The organism is Xenorhabdus ehlersii, assembly GCF_003610465.1.
GTDB classification, from domain to species: Bacteria; Pseudomonadota; Gammaproteobacteria; order Enterobacterales; family Enterobacteriaceae; genus Xenorhabdus; species Xenorhabdus ehlersii.
The window spans coordinates 979,150-997,191 of record NZ_RAQI01000001.1 but is presented as its reverse complement, the minus strand read 5'-3'; the positions used below and the strand labels follow the sequence as shown (position 1 = coordinate 997,191).

General features: G+C 48.4%; 6 protein-coding genes, 2 tRNA genes and 4 rRNA genes. 6 read left to right on the top strand and 6 right to left on the bottom strand.

Annotated elements, in window-relative coordinates; genetic code table 11:
• Positions 1-316 precede the first annotated feature (316 nt).
• From BDE27_RS04750 to BDE27_RS04740, 3 genes are all read left to right on the top strand, one after another.
• Positions 317-1,859: ribosomal RNA gene (locus BDE27_RS04750) — 16S ribosomal RNA — on the top strand.
• 82 nt (positions 1,860-1,941) lie between these two features.
• Positions 1,942-2,017: transfer RNA gene (locus BDE27_RS04745), tRNA-Glu, on the top strand.
• A gap of 189 nt (positions 2,018-2,206) precedes the next feature.
• Positions 2,207-5,116 (top strand): 23S ribosomal RNA (locus tag BDE27_RS04740).
• A gap of 154 nt (positions 5,117-5,270) precedes the next feature.
• Here BDE27_RS04740 and BDE27_RS04735 read toward each other — a convergent pair.
• The 6 genes from BDE27_RS04735 to rluD form a co-directional block, all read right to left on the bottom strand.
• Positions 5,271-8,155, bottom strand: a 23S ribosomal RNA gene (locus BDE27_RS04735).
• 189 nt (positions 8,156-8,344) lie between these two features.
• Positions 8,345-8,420 (bottom strand) — tRNA-Glu (locus BDE27_RS04730).
• A gap of 82 nt (positions 8,421-8,502) precedes the next feature.
• Positions 8,503-10,045: ribosomal RNA gene (locus BDE27_RS04725) — 16S ribosomal RNA — on the bottom strand.
• A 448-nt stretch (positions 10,046-10,493) separates the two neighbouring features.
• Positions 10,494-13,067 carry an ATP-dependent chaperone ClpB gene (gene clpB / locus BDE27_RS04720; protein WP_099131073.1) on the bottom strand — a complete coding sequence of 858 codons (2,574 nt, stop codon included), beginning with the start codon at positions 13,065-13,067 and terminating at the stop codon, positions 10,494-10,496.
• Between the two features lie 129 nt (positions 13,068-13,196).
• Entirely contained in the window at positions 13,197-13,928 is a 732-nt protein-coding gene (gene yfiH / locus BDE27_RS04715; protein ID WP_099131072.1) for a purine nucleoside phosphorylase YfiH, read from the bottom strand.
• A 4-nt stretch (positions 13,929-13,932) separates the two neighbouring features.
• Positions 13,933-14,910, bottom strand: coding sequence for a 23S rRNA pseudouridine(1911/1915/1917) synthase RluD (gene rluD, locus BDE27_RS04710; RefSeq protein WP_099131071.1), 978 nt, complete (start codon positions 14,908-14,910; stop codon positions 13,933-13,935).
• Between the two features lie 147 nt (positions 14,911-15,057).
• Here rluD and bamD point away from each other — a divergent pair, with 147 nt between their 5' ends.
• From bamD to pheA, 3 genes are all read left to right on the top strand, one after another.
• On the top strand, positions 15,058-15,780 hold the full coding sequence (bamD, locus tag BDE27_RS04705) for an outer membrane protein assembly factor BamD (RefSeq protein ID WP_187651095.1): 723 nt from the start codon (positions 15,058-15,060) through the stop codon (positions 15,778-15,780).
• A gap of 452 nt (positions 15,781-16,232) precedes the next feature.
• Positions 16,233-16,565: a ribosome-associated translation inhibitor RaiA gene (gene raiA / locus BDE27_RS04700; protein ID WP_099131069.1), complete on the top strand. Its 333-nt coding sequence runs from the start codon at positions 16,233-16,235 to the stop codon at positions 16,563-16,565.
• Between the two features lie 314 nt (positions 16,566-16,879).
• Positions 16,880-18,034 (top strand): bifunctional chorismate mutase/prephenate dehydratase, encoded by a 1,155-nt coding sequence (gene pheA / locus BDE27_RS04695; RefSeq protein WP_099131068.1) that lies wholly within the window; start codon positions 16,880-16,882, stop codon positions 18,032-18,034.
• The last annotated feature ends 8 nt before the right edge of the window (positions 18,035-18,042 follow it).

The following is an 18,042-nucleotide window of genomic DNA, read 5'->3' as shown; positions in this document are numbered from 1 at the left end:
TGTCAGCGCCGTAAAACCCCCTATAATGCGCCACCACTGACCGACGCTGAGCTGAAACAGGCCGCGCAGGACGGTGAGAGAAAAGCGAAAATAATCGCTTGACTCTGGCGGCGAAAAGCGTAAGATACGCAGCCTCGCAACCCGGAAGGCACTTCCGGTTGCCAATGCTCTTTAACAAATTAATCAGACAATCTGTGTGGGCACTCGCAAGACACTATCGATATGCCGAAAGGCAAAAAAGATTAAAGTCTTAAAGAGTGACCTGACAGTTAATTCATGATGAACTAACAGTAAGATTCTTTGAGCATCAAACTTTTAATTGAAGAGTTTGATCATGGCTCAGATTGAACGCTGGCGGCAGGCCTAACACATGCAAGTCGAGCGGCAGCGGGGGAAAGCGTGCTTTCCTGCCGGCGAGCGGCGGACGGGTGAGTAATGTCTGGGGATCTGCCTGATGGAGGGGGATAACCACTGGAAACGGTGGCTAATACCGCATAACCTCTGAGGAGCAAAGTGGGGGACCTTCGGGCCTCACGCCATCGGATGAACCCAGATGGGATTAGCTAGTAGGTGGGGTAAAGGCTCACCTAGGCGACGATCCCTAGCTGGTCTGAGAGGATGACCAGCCACACTGGGACTGAGACACGGCCCAGACTCCTACGGGAGGCAGCAGTGGGGAATATTGCACAATGGGCGCAAGCCTGATGCAGCCATGCCGCGTGTATGAAGAAGGCCTTCGGGTTGTAAAGTACTTTCAGCGGGGAGGAAGGCATAGAGCCGAATACGCTTTATGATTGACGTTACCCGCAGAAGAAGCACCGGCTAACTCCGTGCCAGCAGCCGCGGTAATACGGAGGGTGCAAGCGTTAATCGGAATTACTGGGCGTAAAGCGCACGCAGGCGGTCAATTAAGTTAGATGTGAAATCCCCGGGCTTAACCTGGGAATGGCATCTAAGACTGGTTGACTAGAGTCTCGTAGAGGGGGGTAGAATTCCACGTGTAGCGGTGAAATGCGTAGAGATGTGGAGGAATACCGGTGGCGAAGGCGGCCCCCTGGACGAAGACTGACGCTCAGGTGCGAAAGCGTGGGGAGCAAACAGGATTAGATACCCTGGTAGTCCACGCTGTAAACGATGTCGATTTGGAGGTTGTGGCCTTGAGCTGTGGCTTCCGGAGCTAACGCGTTAAATCGACCGCCTGGGGAGTACGGTCGCAAGATTAAAACTCAAATGAATTGACGGGGGCCCGCACAAGCGGTGGAGCATGTGGTTTAATTCGATGCAACGCGAAGAACCTTACCTACTCTTGACATCCAGCGAAGCCTTTAGAGATAGAGGCGTGCCTTCGGGAACGCTGAGACAGGTGCTGCATGGCTGTCGTCAGCTCGTGTTGTGAAATGTTGGGTTAAGTCCCGCAACGAGCGCAACCCTTATCCTTTGTTGCCAGCACGTTATGGTGGGAACTCAAGGGAGACTGCCGGTGATAAACCGGAGGAAGGTGGGGATGACGTCAAGTCATCATGGCCCTTACGAGTAGGGCTACACACGTGCTACAATGGCGGATACAAAGAGAAGCGACCTCGCGAGAGCAAGCGGACCTCATAAAGTCTGTCGTAGTCCGGATTGGAGTCTGCAACTCGACTCCATGAAGTCGGAATCGCTAGTAATCGCAGATCAGAATGCTGCGGTGAATACGTTCCCGGGCCTTGTACACACCGCCCGTCACACCATGGGAGTGGGTTGCAAAAGAAGTCGGTAGCTTAACCTGTAGGAGGGCGCTGACCACTTTGTGATTCATGACTGGGGTGAAGTCGTAACAAGGTAACCGTAGGGGAACCTGCGGTTGGATCACCTCCTTAACCGAAGATGGTGAAATGTGAGTGTTCACACAGATTGTCTGATGAAAGAAAGCAGAGCAAGCGTCTGCGAAGAAGACTTAAAGTCCCCTTCGTCTAGAGGCCTAGGACACCGCCCTTTCACGGCGGTAACAGGGGTTCGAATCCCCTAGGGGACGCCATCTTGCTCAGGTATCGGGTGAAAGCCGGTGCCGATGAAATATTGTTAAGCGGACGTGCGCGTCGGTTTAGCAATATTAGCTCTTTAACAATCTGGAACAAGCTGAAAATTTGAAACAATCGATGTTGTTGAATGATAACATTGATGAGTCTCTCAAAAACTCCAGTCCGAAGACACCTTCGGGTTGTGAGGTTAAGCGACTAAGCGTACACGGTGGATGCCTAGGCAGTCAGAGGCGATGAAGGACGTGCTAATCTGCGAAAAGCGCCGGTGAGCTGATATGAAGCGCTATCAGCCGGCGATGTCCGAATGGGGAAACCCAGTGCAATCCGTTGCACTATCCTTACCTGAATCCATAGGGTAAGGAGGCGAACCGGGGGAACTGAAACATCTCAGTACCCCGAGGAAAAGAAATCAACCGAGATTCCCCCAGTAGCGGCGAGCGAACGGGGAGGAGCCCAGAGCCATCAGCGATATGAGTGTCAGGAGAACGGTCTGGAAAGGCCGGCAGTAAAGGGTGAGAGCCCCGTATCCGAAGACACTGGTATTGTGAGCTCAACGAGTAGGGCGGGACACGTGGTATCCTGTCTGAACATGGGGGGACCATCCTCCAAGGCTAAATACTCCTGACTGACCGATAGTGAACCAGTACCGTGAGGGAAAGGCGAAAAGAACCCCGGCGAGGGGAGTGAAAGAGAACCTGAAACCGTGTACGTACAAGCAGTGGGAGCCTTGATTTATCAGGGTGACTGCGTACCTTTTGTATAATGGGTCAGCGACTTATATTCTGTAGCAAGGTTAACCGCATAGGGGAGCCGCAGGGAAACCGAGTCTTAACTGGGCGTTAAGTTGCAGGGTATAGACCCGAAACCCGGTGATCTAGCCATGGGCAGGTTGAAGGTTGGGTAACACTAACTGGAGGACCGAACCGACTAATGTTGAAAAATTAGCGGATGACTTGTGGCTGGGGGTGAAAGGCCAATCAAACCGGGAGATAGCTGGTTCTCCCCGAAAGCTATTTAGGTAGCGCCTCGTGAAGTCATCTTCGGGGGTAGAGCACTGTTTCGGCTAGGGGGTCATCCCGACTTACCAACCCGATGCAAACTGCGAATACCGAAGAATGTTATCACGGGAGACACACGGCGGGTGCTAACGTCCGTCGTGAAGAGGGAAACAACCCAGACCGCCAGCTAAGGTCCCGAAGTCATGGTTAAGTGGGAAACGAAGTGGGAAGGCTCAGACAGCCAGGATGTTGGCTTAGAAGCAGCCATCATTTAAAGAAAGCGTAATAGCTCACTGGTCGAGTCGGCCTGCGCGGAAGATGTAACGGGGCTAAACCATGCACCGAAGCTGCGGCAGCGACACGAATGTGTTGTTGGGTAGGGGAGCGTTCTGTAAGCCGGTGAAGGTGAACTGTGAGGTTTGCTGGAGGTATCAGAAGTGCGAATGCTGACATAAGTAACGATAAAGCGGGTGAAAAACCCGCTCGCCGGAAGACCAAGGGTTCCTGTCCAACGTTAATCGGGGCAGGGTGAGTCGACCCCTAAGGCGAGGCTGAAAAGCGTAGTCGATGGGAAACAGGTTAATATTCCTGTACTGGCCATAATTGCGATGGGGGGACGGAGAAGGCTAGGCAAGCCGGGCGACGGTCGTCCCGGTTTAAGTGTGTAGGTGGGATAACTTGGCAAATCCGGTTATCCAGGACACTGAGGCACGATGACGAGGCATTACGGTGCTGAAGTTGCTGATGCCCCGCTTCCAGGAAAAGCCCCTAAGCGTCAGATTATGGTCAATCGTACCCCAAACCGACACAGGTGGTCAGGTAGAGAATACTCAGGCGCTTGAGAGAACTCGGGTGAAGGAACTAGGCAAAATGGTGCCGTAACTTCGGGAGAAGGCACGCTGGCGTTAGGTGAAGAAACACGCTTTCGGAGCCGAGGCCAGTCGCAGATACCAGCTGGCTGCAACTGTTTAATAAAAACACAGCACTGTGCAAACACGAAAGTGGACGTATACGGTGTGACGCCTGCCCGGTGCTGGAAGGTTAATTGATGGGGTTAGCCGCAAGGCGACGCTCTTGATCGAAGCCCCAGTAAACGGCGGCCGTAACTATAACGGTCCTAAGGTAGCGAAATTCCTTGTCGGGTAAGTTCCGACCTGCACGAATGGCGTAATGATGGCCAGGCTGTCTCCACCCGAGACTCAGTGAAATTGAACTCGCTGTGAAGATGCAGTGTACCCGCGGCAAGACGGAAAGACCCCGTGAACCTTTACTATAGCTTGACACTGAACCTTGAGCCTTGATGTGTAGGATAGGTGGGAGGCTGTGAAATGTGGACGCCAGTCTGCATGGAGCCATCCTTGAAATACCACCCTTGAATGTTTGATGTTCTAACGTCGGCCCGTTATCCGGGTTGCGGACAGTGTCTGGTGGGTAGTTTGACTGGGGCGGTCTCCTCCCAAAGCGTAACGGAGGAGCACGAAGGTTAGCTAATCACGGTCGGACATCGTGAGGTTAGTGCAATGGCATAAGCTAGCTTGACTGCGAGAGTGACGGCTCGAGCAGGTGCGAAAGCAGGTCATAGTGATCCGGTGGTTCTGTATGGAAGGGCCATCGCTCAACGGATAAAAGGTACTCCGGGGATAACAGGCTGATACCGCCCAAGAGTTCATATCGACGGCGGTGTTTGGCACCTCGATGTCGGCTCATCACATCCTGGGGCTGAAGTAGGTCCCAAGGGTATGGCTGTTCGCCATTTAAAGTGGTACGCGAGCTGGGTTTAGAACGTCGTGAGACAGTTCGGTCCCTATCTGCCGTGGGCGTTGGAAGATTGCAAGGGGCTGCTCCTAGTACGAGAGGACCGGAGTGGACGCACCACTGGTGTTCGGGTTGTCATGCCAATGGCACTGCCCGGTAGCTAAGTGCGGAAGAGATAACCGCTGAAAGCATCTAAGCGGGAAACTTGCCTTAAGATGAGTCTTCCCTTGTCCCTAGAGGACACTGAAGGAACGTTCGAGACGAGGACGTAGATAGGCCGGGTGTGTAAGCGTTGCGAGACGTTGAGCTAACCGGTACTAATGACCCGTGCGGCTTAACCTGACAACACCGAAGGTGTTTTGGGGTTTTAATTTTGAACAGCTTTTCGGTGCGTCGGTTGGGACCACCGCGCTGTTGCGCCAGACAAATTCTTTTTTTATCCCGAACAAGCCTGCTTTCTTGAAACTTTCTCTCTCAAACCAAACACCTCGGTTTGTCAGTTAAGCCGCACGGGTCATAGTCCGGTTAGCTCAACGTCTCGCAACGCTTACCACCCGGCCTATCTACGTCCTCGTCCGAACGTTCCTCAGTGTCCTCTAGGACAAGGGACTCATCTTAAGGCAATTTCCCGTTAGATCTTCAGCGGTTATCTCTCCGCATTGCTACCGGCAGTCCATTGGCATGACAACCCGAACACCATGGTGCGTCCACTCCGGCCTCTCGTCTAAGCAGCCCCTGCAATCTCCAACGCCCACGGCAGATAGGACCGAACTGTCTCACGACGTTCTAAACCCAGCTCGCGTACCACTTTAAATGGCGAACAGCCATACCCTTGGGACCTACTTCAGCCCCAGGATGTGATGAGCCGACATCGAGGTGCCAAACACCGCCGTCGATATGAACTCTTGGGCGGTATCAGCCTGTTATCCCCGGAGTACCTTTTATCCGTTGAGCGATGGCCCTTCCATACAGAACCACCGGATCACTATGACCTGCTTTCGCACCTGCTCGAGCCGTCACTCTCGCAGTCAAGCTAGCTTATGCCATTGCACTAACCTCACGATGTCCGACCGTGATTAGCTAACCTTCGTGCTCCTCCGTTACGCTTTGGGAGGAGACCGCCCCAGTCAAACTACCCACCAGACACTGTCCGCAACCCGGATAACGGGCCGACGTTAGAACATCAAACATTCAAGGGTGGTATTTCAAGGATGGCTCCATGCAGACTGGCGTCCACATTTCACAGCCTCCCACCTATCCTACACATCAAGGCTCAAGGTTCAGTGTCAAGCTATAGTAAAGGTTCACGGGGTCTTTCCGTCTTGCCGCGGGTACACTGCATCTTCACAGCGAGTTCAATTTCACTGAGTCTCGGGTGGAGACAGCCTGGCCATCATTACGCCATTCGTGCAGGTCGGAACTTACCCGACAAGGAATTTCGCTACCTTAGGACCGTTATAGTTACGGCCGCCGTTTACTGGGGCTTCGATCAAGAGCGTCGCCTTGCGGCTAACCCCATCAATTAACCTTCCAGCACCGGGCAGGCGTCACACCGTATACGTCCACTTTCGTGTTTGCACAGTGCTGTGTTTTTATTAAACAGTTGCAGCCAGCTGGTATCTGCGACTGGCCTCGGCTCCGAAAGCGTGTTTCTTCACCTAACGCCAGCGTGCCTTCTCCCGAAGTTACGGCACCATTTTGCCTAGTTCCTTCACCCGAGTTCTCTCAAGCGCCTGAGTATTCTCTACCTGACCACCTGTGTCGGTTTGGGGTACGATTGACCATAATCTGACGCTTAGGGGCTTTTCCTGGAAGCGGGGCATCAGCAACTTCAGCACCGTAATGCCTCGTCATCGTGCCTCAGTGTCCTGGATAACCGGATTTGCCAAGTTATCCCACCTACACACTTAAACCGGGACGACCGTCGCCCGGCTTGCCTAGCCTTCTCCGTCCCCCCATCGCAATTATGGCCAGTACAGGAATATTAACCTGTTTCCCATCGACTACGCTTTTCAGCCTCGCCTTAGGGGTCGACTCACCCTGCCCCGATTAACGTTGGACAGGAACCCTTGGTCTTCCGGCGAGCGGGTTTTTTCACCCGCTTTATCGTTACTTATGTCAGCATTCGCACTTCTGATACCTCCAGCAAACCTCACAGTTCACCTTCACCGGCTTACAGAACGCTCCCCTACCCAACAACACATTCGTGTCGCTGCCGCAGCTTCGGTGCATGGTTTAGCCCCGTTACATCTTCCGCGCAGGCCGACTCGACCAGTGAGCTATTACGCTTTCTTTAAATGATGGCTGCTTCTAAGCCAACATCCTGGCTGTCTGAGCCTTCCCACTTCGTTTCCCACTTAACCATGACTTCGGGACCTTAGCTGGCGGTCTGGGTTGTTTCCCTCTTCACGACGGACGTTAGCACCCGCCGTGTGTCTCCCGTGATAACATTCTTCGGTATTCGCAGTTTGCATCGGGTTGGTAAGTCGGGATGACCCCCTAGCCGAAACAGTGCTCTACCCCCGAAGATGACTTCACGAGGCGCTACCTAAATAGCTTTCGGGGAGAACCAGCTATCTCCCGGTTTGATTGGCCTTTCACCCCCAGCCACAAGTCATCCGCTAATTTTTCAACATTAGTCGGTTCGGTCCTCCAGTTAGTGTTACCCAACCTTCAACCTGCCCATGGCTAGATCACCGGGTTTCGGGTCTATACCCTGCAACTTAACGCCCAGTTAAGACTCGGTTTCCCTGCGGCTCCCCTATGCGGTTAACCTTGCTACAGAATATAAGTCGCTGACCCATTATACAAAAGGTACGCAGTCACCCTGATAAATCAAGGCTCCCACTGCTTGTACGTACACGGTTTCAGGTTCTCTTTCACTCCCCTCGCCGGGGTTCTTTTCGCCTTTCCCTCACGGTACTGGTTCACTATCGGTCAGTCAGGAGTATTTAGCCTTGGAGGATGGTCCCCCCATGTTCAGACAGGATACCACGTGTCCCGCCCTACTCGTTGAGCTCACAATACCAGTGTCTTCGGATACGGGGCTCTCACCCTTTACTGCCGGCCTTTCCAGACCGTTCTCCTGACACTCATATCGCTGATGGCTCTGGGCTCCTCCCCGTTCGCTCGCCGCTACTGGGGGAATCTCGGTTGATTTCTTTTCCTCGGGGTACTGAGATGTTTCAGTTCCCCCGGTTCGCCTCCTTACCCTATGGATTCAGGTAAGGATAGTGCAACGGATTGCACTGGGTTTCCCCATTCGGACATCGCCGGCTGATAGCGCTTCATATCAGCTCACCGGCGCTTTTCGCAGATTAGCACGTCCTTCATCGCCTCTGACTGCCTAGGCATCCACCGTGTACGCTTAGTCGCTTAACCTCACAACCCGAAGGTGTCTTCGGACTGGAGTTTTTGAGAGACTCATCAATGTTATCATTCAACAACATCGATTGTTTCAAATTTTCAGCTTGTTCCAGATTGTTAAAGAGCTAATATTGCTAAACCGACGCGCACGTCCGCTTAACAATATTTCATCGGCACCGGCTTTCACCCGATACCTGAGCAAGATGGCGTCCCCTAGGGGATTCGAACCCCTGTTACCGCCGTGAAAGGGCGGTGTCCTAGGCCTCTAGACGAAGGGGACTTTAAGTCTTCTTCGCAGACGCTTGCTCTGCTTTCTTTCATCAGACAATCTGTGTGAACACTCACATTTCACCATCTTCGGTTAAGGAGGTGATCCAACCGCAGGTTCCCCTACGGTTACCTTGTTACGACTTCACCCCAGTCATGAATCACAAAGTGGTCAGCGCCCTCCTACAGGTTAAGCTACCGACTTCTTTTGCAACCCACTCCCATGGTGTGACGGGCGGTGTGTACAAGGCCCGGGAACGTATTCACCGCAGCATTCTGATCTGCGATTACTAGCGATTCCGACTTCATGGAGTCGAGTTGCAGACTCCAATCCGGACTACGACAGACTTTATGAGGTCCGCTTGCTCTCGCGAGGTCGCTTCTCTTTGTATCCGCCATTGTAGCACGTGTGTAGCCCTACTCGTAAGGGCCATGATGACTTGACGTCATCCCCACCTTCCTCCGGTTTATCACCGGCAGTCTCCCTTGAGTTCCCACCATAACGTGCTGGCAACAAAGGATAAGGGTTGCGCTCGTTGCGGGACTTAACCCAACATTTCACAACACGAGCTGACGACAGCCATGCAGCACCTGTCTCAGCGTTCCCGAAGGCACGCCTCTATCTCTAAAGGCTTCGCTGGATGTCAAGAGTAGGTAAGGTTCTTCGCGTTGCATCGAATTAAACCACATGCTCCACCGCTTGTGCGGGCCCCCGTCAATTCATTTGAGTTTTAATCTTGCGACCGTACTCCCCAGGCGGTCGATTTAACGCGTTAGCTCCGGAAGCCACAGCTCAAGGCCACAACCTCCAAATCGACATCGTTTACAGCGTGGACTACCAGGGTATCTAATCCTGTTTGCTCCCCACGCTTTCGCACCTGAGCGTCAGTCTTCGTCCAGGGGGCCGCCTTCGCCACCGGTATTCCTCCACATCTCTACGCATTTCACCGCTACACGTGGAATTCTACCCCCCTCTACGAGACTCTAGTCAACCAGTCTTAGATGCCATTCCCAGGTTAAGCCCGGGGATTTCACATCTAACTTAATTGACCGCCTGCGTGCGCTTTACGCCCAGTAATTCCGATTAACGCTTGCACCCTCCGTATTACCGCGGCTGCTGGCACGGAGTTAGCCGGTGCTTCTTCTGCGGGTAACGTCAATCATAAAGCGTATTCGGCTCTATGCCTTCCTCCCCGCTGAAAGTACTTTACAACCCGAAGGCCTTCTTCATACACGCGGCATGGCTGCATCAGGCTTGCGCCCATTGTGCAATATTCCCCACTGCTGCCTCCCGTAGGAGTCTGGGCCGTGTCTCAGTCCCAGTGTGGCTGGTCATCCTCTCAGACCAGCTAGGGATCGTCGCCTAGGTGAGCCTTTACCCCACCTACTAGCTAATCCCATCTGGGTTCATCCGATGGCGTGAGGCCCGAAGGTCCCCCACTTTGCTCCTCAGAGGTTATGCGGTATTAGCCACCGTTTCCAGTGGTTATCCCCCTCCATCAGGCAGATCCCCAGACATTACTCACCCGTCCGCCGCTCGCCGGCAGGAAAGCACGCTTCCCCCCGCTGCCGCTCGACTTGCATGTGTTAGGCCTGCCGCCAGCGTTCAATCTGAGCCATGATCAAACTCTTCAATTAAAAGTTTGATGCTCAAAGAATCTTACTGTTAGTTCATCATGAATTAACTGTCAGGTCACTCTTTAAGACTTTAATCTTTTTTGCCTTTCGGCATATCGATAGTGTCTTGCGAGTGCCCACACAGATTGTCTGATTAATTTGTTAAAGAGCGTTGGCAACCGGAAGTGCCTTCCGGGTTGCGAGGCTGCGTATCTTACGCTTTCCTCTTATCGTGTCAAGCCTTATTTTCCAAGGCTTTTCACGTTGTCATCCCGACAGGCTTGTGTGTTTGTCGTGACAACGGAAGCGCATTATAGGGAGTTTTATGATACTGGCAATAGTTATTTTGAAAAAAAGCCTCAACCGCTTATTTATCATCCAAAACAACCCGATTTGGTGTTTTTCCAATCTAGAAAAAGAAAAAAGAGGTGCAAAAAACACCTCTTAAAAACTTTCTAAGTAATCAATATCATTGTGTTGCAACAATACGATTGTCTTCTAACCCTAAAGTCACTAATTTACCTGGGATCAATTTGCCAGAAAGAATTTGCTGGGCCAGTGGATTTTCAATCTCTTGCTGGATAGCTCGTTTCAATGGACGAGCTCCATATACAGGATCGAAACCAGCTTCGCTTAGTTTTTCCAGCGCTGGAGGTGTTATCTCCACCTGATAACCGTGCTCTTCCAAACGCTGATATAAACGCTGCAATTGAATATTCGTAATAGACTTCAGATGCTCTTTTCCTAATGGGTGGAACACAACAACTTCATCAACCCGGTTAATAAACTCAGGCCTGAAATGGTGACTAACCACTTCCATCACCATATTTTTCATACCTATATAATCCAATGTACTAAAGCGTTCTTGAATCATATCGGAGCCTAAGTTAGAGGTCATAATTACAACGGTGTTACGAAAATCAACTGTTCTTCCTTGACCATCAGTCAAACGGCCATCATCCAATACCTGCAACAAGATATTGAAAACATCTGGGTGGGCTTTCTCTACTTCATCCAGCAAAATGACAGAATAAGGACGACGACGCACCGCTTCTGTCAGATACCCACCTTCTTCATATCCAACATATCCGGGAGGCGCTCCCACCAACCTTGAAACGGTGTGTTTTTCCATAAACTCCGACATATCAATGCGCACCATAGCATCATCACTGTCGAATAAGAAATTAGCCAACGCCTTACACAATTCTGTTTTACCCACCCCAGTCGGCCCCAAAAACATGAAAGAACCGATCGGACGATTGGGATCAGATAATCCCGCTCTACTACGACGAATTGCATTCGATACAGCATCAACCGCTTCATTCTGCCCTATTACGCGCTTATGCAATTCTTGCTCCATGCGCAGTAATTTATCTTTTTCACTTTCCAGCATTCTGGATACAGGGATCCCTGTCCAGCGCGCGAGTATTTCAGCGATTTCAGCATCTGTGACTTTGTTACGCAGCAGCTTCATATGACGATTTTCTGCTGTTGTTGCTGTCGCTAAACGTTTTTCCAATTCCGGAATTTTTCCGTACTGAATTTCAGACATTTTGGCCAAGTCACCACTACGGCGAGCTTTCTCTAATTCAATACGAGTATTTTCTAATTCAGCCTTGATATTCTGGGTGCCACTAAGTTCAGCTTTCTCCGCTTTCCACTCTTCTTCCAATTCAGAATATTCACGTTCTTTTTCTGCTAATTCTTCGTTCAGCATCTCTAAACGTTTTTTACTGGCATTATCAGACTCTTTTTTCAGTGCCTGCTGCTCAAGCTTTAATTGAATAACGCGGCGCTCAAGGCGATCCAATGCTTCTGGTTTAGAATCCATCTGCATACGCAAGCTTGCCCCTGCTTCATCAATCAGATCAATGGCTTTATCAGGTAGCATACGATCAGAAATATAGCGATGAGATAGTGTTGCAGCCGCCACGATTGCCGGATCAGTGATTTGGACGTGATGATGCAATTCATATCGCTCTTTCAGTCCACGTAAAATAGCAATCGTGTCCTCAACCGTAGGTTCTGCCACATAAACTTTCTGGAAACGACGCTCTAAGGCCGCATCTTTTTCTATATACTGACGATACTCATCAAGTGTTGTTGCCCCAACGCAATGCAGTTCTCCACGAGCCAGAGCGGGTTTTAACATGTTACCTGCATCCATTGCGCCTTCGGCTTTGCCAGCTCCTACCATGGTATGCAATTCATCAATAAATAGAATGACTGAACCTTCCTGTTTGGCAAGATCGTTCAAAACACCTTTCAAACGCTCTTCAAATTCACCACGGTATTTAGCACCAGCTAATAACGCTCCCATGTCAAGAGACAGAACACGTTTGTTTTTCAGCCCCTCTGGAACTTCACCATTGACAATACGCTGTGCCAAACCTTCAACAATCGCGGTCTTCCCAACTCCTGGCTCACCAATGAGAACTGGGTTATTTTTGGTTCTGCGCTGCAATACCTGAATAGTTCGACGAATTTCTTCATCACGCCCAATCACAGGATCTAATTTTCCTTGTTCAGCACGCTCAGTCAGATCAATGGTATATTTCTTTAACGCTTGGCGCTGATCTTCTGCGCCTTGCTCATTCACTTTTTCACCACCGCGCATTTGTTCTATTGCCTTAGTGATTTTATCTTTGGTTGCTCCCGCCGCTTTCAACATGTCACTTAATGTTCCACGTTCTTCTATCGCTGCCAGAACAAAGAGTTCAGAAGAAATGAAGTTATCACCTGATTTTTGTGCAAGTTTGTCACACAGGTTTAAATAACGTCCCAGCTCGTTGGATACCTGCACATCTCCACCATTGCCTTCTACTTTCGGCAATCGGTTCAGAGCTTGATTCAGTTGATTATTGAAGCTTCCCGTATCCACCCCTGCCGAGGCCAATAAAGGACGCACTGAACCGCCTTCTTGATTAATTAATGCACTCATCAAGTGGATAGGTTCGATGAATTGATTATCACGCCCTAATGCGAGGGATTGGGCGTCAGCGAGAGCAAGCTGGAATTTATTGGTAAGACGATCCAGACGCATAACACCTCCAATACTGGTCAGAATTTGCTACTGGAGACTAGATAAGGTCATTCCTTAAATATTCAAGGTCTTCTGAAAAGTTAATTGGAAACTTACCGCTATACGCCAAAGATCGTCCTGTAAAGTAGGTTATCGCAACCAGATTAAAGTTGCCATTCGCCCGGTATTACCATCACGACGATAGGAGAAAAAGTTTTCCCCCTCCGTGACTGTACATGCGGCTCCACCAAAAATTTCTGTTATTCCTACTGACTGTAACTTTAATTTAGCCAGTAAGTAAATATTTGCCAGAAACTTATCGCCATAAGGCGTAAAAGCTTGTTCCAGATCAGGATTGGTTGCGATGAAAGCTTCCCTAACCTCAGCCCCCACCTCAAATTTTTCAGGGCCAATAGCAGGCCCCAACCACGCACGGATCATGTCAGGTTTTGCACTAAATCGAGACACAGTATTCTCCAACACTCCGGCACATAATCCGCGCCATCCGGCATGAGCCGCCGCAACCTCATCACCAGAAATACTGCAAAAAAGAACTGGCAAACAATCTGCTGTCATCACAGCACAAACCTGATCAGGTATATTCGTGTAAACAGCATCGGCCTGATTATTCACCAATGGCTGACCATCAAGTGTGATCACACGTGTTCCGTGTACTTGCTCCAACCATGTAGGTTGCTGCGGTAATTGGGCATATTCAACCAATAGCGTTCTATTCCGTTCCACGTATTCTGGAACGTCCCCAACATGATTACCCAGGTTTAAACTGTCATATGGGGGCTGGCTTACTCCACCTAAACGGGTAGTACTGCAAGCACCAACATTATCAGGCTGTGGCCAATCAGGAAAAATCAGTGGCGTCATTTACCTACCAATCCATCTCGTCTTTGAAAGTCTCAGCATCCACTTTCATCACTTCAATCAACTTAACCATATCGTCCGGTAATGGAGCATGCCATTCCATCTCAATTCCAGTGATCGGATGGTAAAGACGTAACATGGTTGCATGCAATGCCTGACGATCAAAATTGCGCATCGCTTCGCGAAATTCATCAGAAGCTCCTTTTAAGGGACGAGGCCGCCCACCGTACAGAGGATCACCCACCAACGGGTGTTTTATATATGCCATGTGCACACGAATTTGGTGTGTTCTGCCTGTCTCCAAACGCAGACGCAATCGAGTATGCGCCCGGAAATGTTCCATAACACGATAATGGGTAACAGCAGGTTTACCCATAGGGTGTACTGCCATGTGTGTCCGTTTTGTTGGATGGCGGGAGATAGGTTCTTCTACCGTTCCTCCAGCCGTCATACATCCCAGAGCAACCGCTTCATATTCACGGGTTATTTCACGTAATTGCAAAGATTCCACCAAACGAGTTTGTGCCGGAACGTTTTTTGCCACAACCATTAGCCCTGTCGTATCTTTGTCAAGACGATGAACAATACCTGCACGGGGAACATCTGCAATTTCAGGATAATGATATAATAAGGCATTCAACACTGTACCGTCAGGATTACCTGCTCCCGGATGAACAACCAAATCACGTGGTTTATTGATTACCAAAATATCGTTATCTTCATAGACAATATTCAGTTCGATATCCTGAGGCTCCCAACGTGCATCTTCTTCAATGATAGCATCAACGGAGATTTCTTCACCGCCCAGGACTTTTTCTTTTGGTTTGCTAATTAATTTGCCATTAACTTGAACTTTATTATCCAAGATCCACTCTTTTATACGTGACCTGGAGTAATCAGGGAACAATTCAGCCAAAGCTTGATCTAAACGTTGACCAAGCTGAGATTCAGCGACTATTGCATTAAGTCGGATTTGTTGTGCCATATATAACTTCTATATTTTACGTTGAGTTTTGACGGCGAGGCCGTTTCATTTAAAATAGTGTGTTATTGTAACCCCATATTTTGCCGGGAGCTTCACGGACAGTCTCCCAGAAAACACTCAGAGGATAATCAACACGTGATGATTCGCATGAAATATCTGGTGGCAGCGACCACATTGAGCTTGGTTCTATCTGGATGCTCCAGCAATAAAGATGCTGTTCCTGATATTCCGCCATCTCAAATTTATTCAATTGGACAGGAAATGCTGCAAGAAGGTAACTATAAAGCGGCTATCAAGCAATTGGAATCCCTTGATAACCGATATCCTTTTGGCCCTTACTCCCAGCAAGTTCAACTTGATCTGATCTACGCCTATTACAAATCAGCGGAATACCCATTGGCTCTCGCATCCATTGACCGTTTCATGCGCCTAAATCCAACCCATCCTAATATCGACTATGTACTCTATATGCGTGGTTTGGTTTCGCAAGCTCTGGATGACAGTCTATTACAAGGCCTTTTCGGCATTGATCGATCAAATCGTGATCCTGAACATGCCCGTGCGGCATTCCGTGATTTCAACCAACTGGTACGCTATTACCCAAACAGTCAATATTCAACTGATGCTACCAAGCGGTTAATCTTCCTCAAAGAACGTTTAGCCAAATATGAACTTGAAGTTGTTCAATATTACACTAAACGCAATGCTTACGTAGCTGTTGTCAATCGGGTAGAACAGATGCTACGAGACTACCCTGATGCTAATGCAACTCGGAAAGCACTCCCTTATATGGAGTTAGCTTATAAAGAATTAGGATTGACGGCTGAAGCCAATAAAGTGGCACAACTGATCGCTGCCAACCCCGTATAAAATCTCATTCCATCAGGTTTGAACAAGTAATCAAAAACAGTAGCTAAATGGCTGCTGTTTTTTTATCTATTGTTTTTTATCTAATCATGAAGTTGCCAGGAATATCACTGCTGGGATGTGATTTTGTAAGACTTGCCTTTTTGTTTTGTTTAGCCAACAAACCGAACGCATCAGCACATTTTGTTCATGTTTGGCTATATCTTCATTATTTTCACCTTGAAAATAACTCAAGCTCTGTAATTATAACTTGATTTAATAATCCCATAACTGACTAATAATGACGCATAACTCTTTCCTTCGCAACAAATATTCTCCATATCTTCCTTAGCTATCACAATTCCGTCACTTACTGCCAAAATCACTCAATAAAAGTGATTTAGATCATTCTTTTTATGCCAAATGGCGCTATGCTGAATACATCAGAGACGGAGTAACATCAAAGAGGTAACTATATGTTAGTGAACATTACCAGCAAACAAATGGAAATTACCCCCGCAATTCGTAGCCATGTAGAAGACCGTCTAAGTAAGTTGAGCAAATGGCAAGTTAATCTAATCAATCCACATATCGTACTATCAAAAGAACCGCAAGGATTCTTAGTTGATGCCACAATTGGCACACCAAATGGCACGTTAGTGGCCAGCGCTAAACATGAAGATATGTACGCAGCAATCAATGATCTACTGACAAAATTAGAGCGCCAGCTCAATAAAGTGCAGCATAAAGCAGAAGCTCGTCGCACAGACAATAGTGTTAAAGAGTCCAATATCAACTTAGAAGTATAATCCCCCCTGATTCTTGTCCTAACGCGCTCATTGAGCGCGTTTTTACTGCCTGTTGACACTCCAAGCTAAATAGGTTAATTAAAATACATTATTGAAACCATAAAGTAGCATGCTAACAGGTCAAATGATTATCAAACCGTCTTTGTTATTTTTCTTTTTTTTCACCTTCTCATAAGGAGGTTGATTCGTTTCAAAGAAACTTTAAGAAGACGAATAAAAGCCTCCCATCGACAGGGAGGTTTTTTGTTTTACTGATCACAAACATATCTACGATACACAGGCTACACTCATAATAAGAATATCAGGAACATACTATGGAACGAGACTTAGTGAGTTTACGAGAAGAAATTAGTCATATTGATGCGGAATTGCTGGATCTACTTGCTAAACGCCGACAATTAGCCAGTGACATCGCCCAGACAAAACTGCTCGATCATCGCCCTATCCGAGATAAAAATCGTGAACGAGAGTTATTGAATGTATTGATTGATAAAGGAAAATCACGTGGATTAGATGGATTTTACATTACACGATTATTTCAGATGATCATTGAGGATTCTGTTCTCACCCAACAGGCATTATTACAACAATATCTGAATCAGACACCTTACGATTCTGCCCGTATTACTTTTTTAGGGCCAAAAGGTTCATATTCTCATATTGCAGCTCGACAATTTGCTGCTCGTCACTTTAATCAGTTGGTTGAATGCAGTTGTCACAAATTCTCAGATATTTTCTCACTGGTTGAGATTGGTCAGGCTGATTATGGCATCCTGCCACTGGAAAATACCAGCTCAGGGGCAATTAATGAGGTTTATGATTTATTGCAACATACCCCCTTATCCCTTGTTGGAGAGATAACTCTGCCAATCAACCACTGTCTATTGATTGCTGGGCAAACTGATATCTCAAGGATAAAAACCGTTTATAGCCATTCCCAACCTTTTCAACAATGTAGCCAATATCTCAATAAATATCCTGACTGGAATATTGTTTACTGTGAAAGCACTGCTGCTGCTATGCAAAAAGTGGCAGAACTCAACTCACCAGAAATAGCAGCATTAGGCAGTGAGGCTGGCGGCACTCTTTATGGATTACATGTTTTAGAAAACAACCTAGCAAATCAGCAAGAGAATAGCACTCGCTTTATTGTTGTTTCCCGCAAATCTATTGACGTATCCGAGCAAGTTCCTGCCAAAACCACGTTTATTATGTCAACCGGACAGCAAGCAGGAGCACTGGTTGATGCTCTCATTATCCTAAAGAAACATGATATCCCTATGAGTAAATTGGAGTCTCGCCCAATAAATGGCAAACCGTGGGAAGAGATGTTTTATATTGATGTACAAGCCAATCTACGTTCCATGAAAATGCAACAAGCATTGAAAGAATTGACGGAAATTACTCGTTTTCTGAAAGTGTTAGGATCTTACCCATCAGAAAATGTCATTCCTATCGATCCTATCTAAAGTAAAAA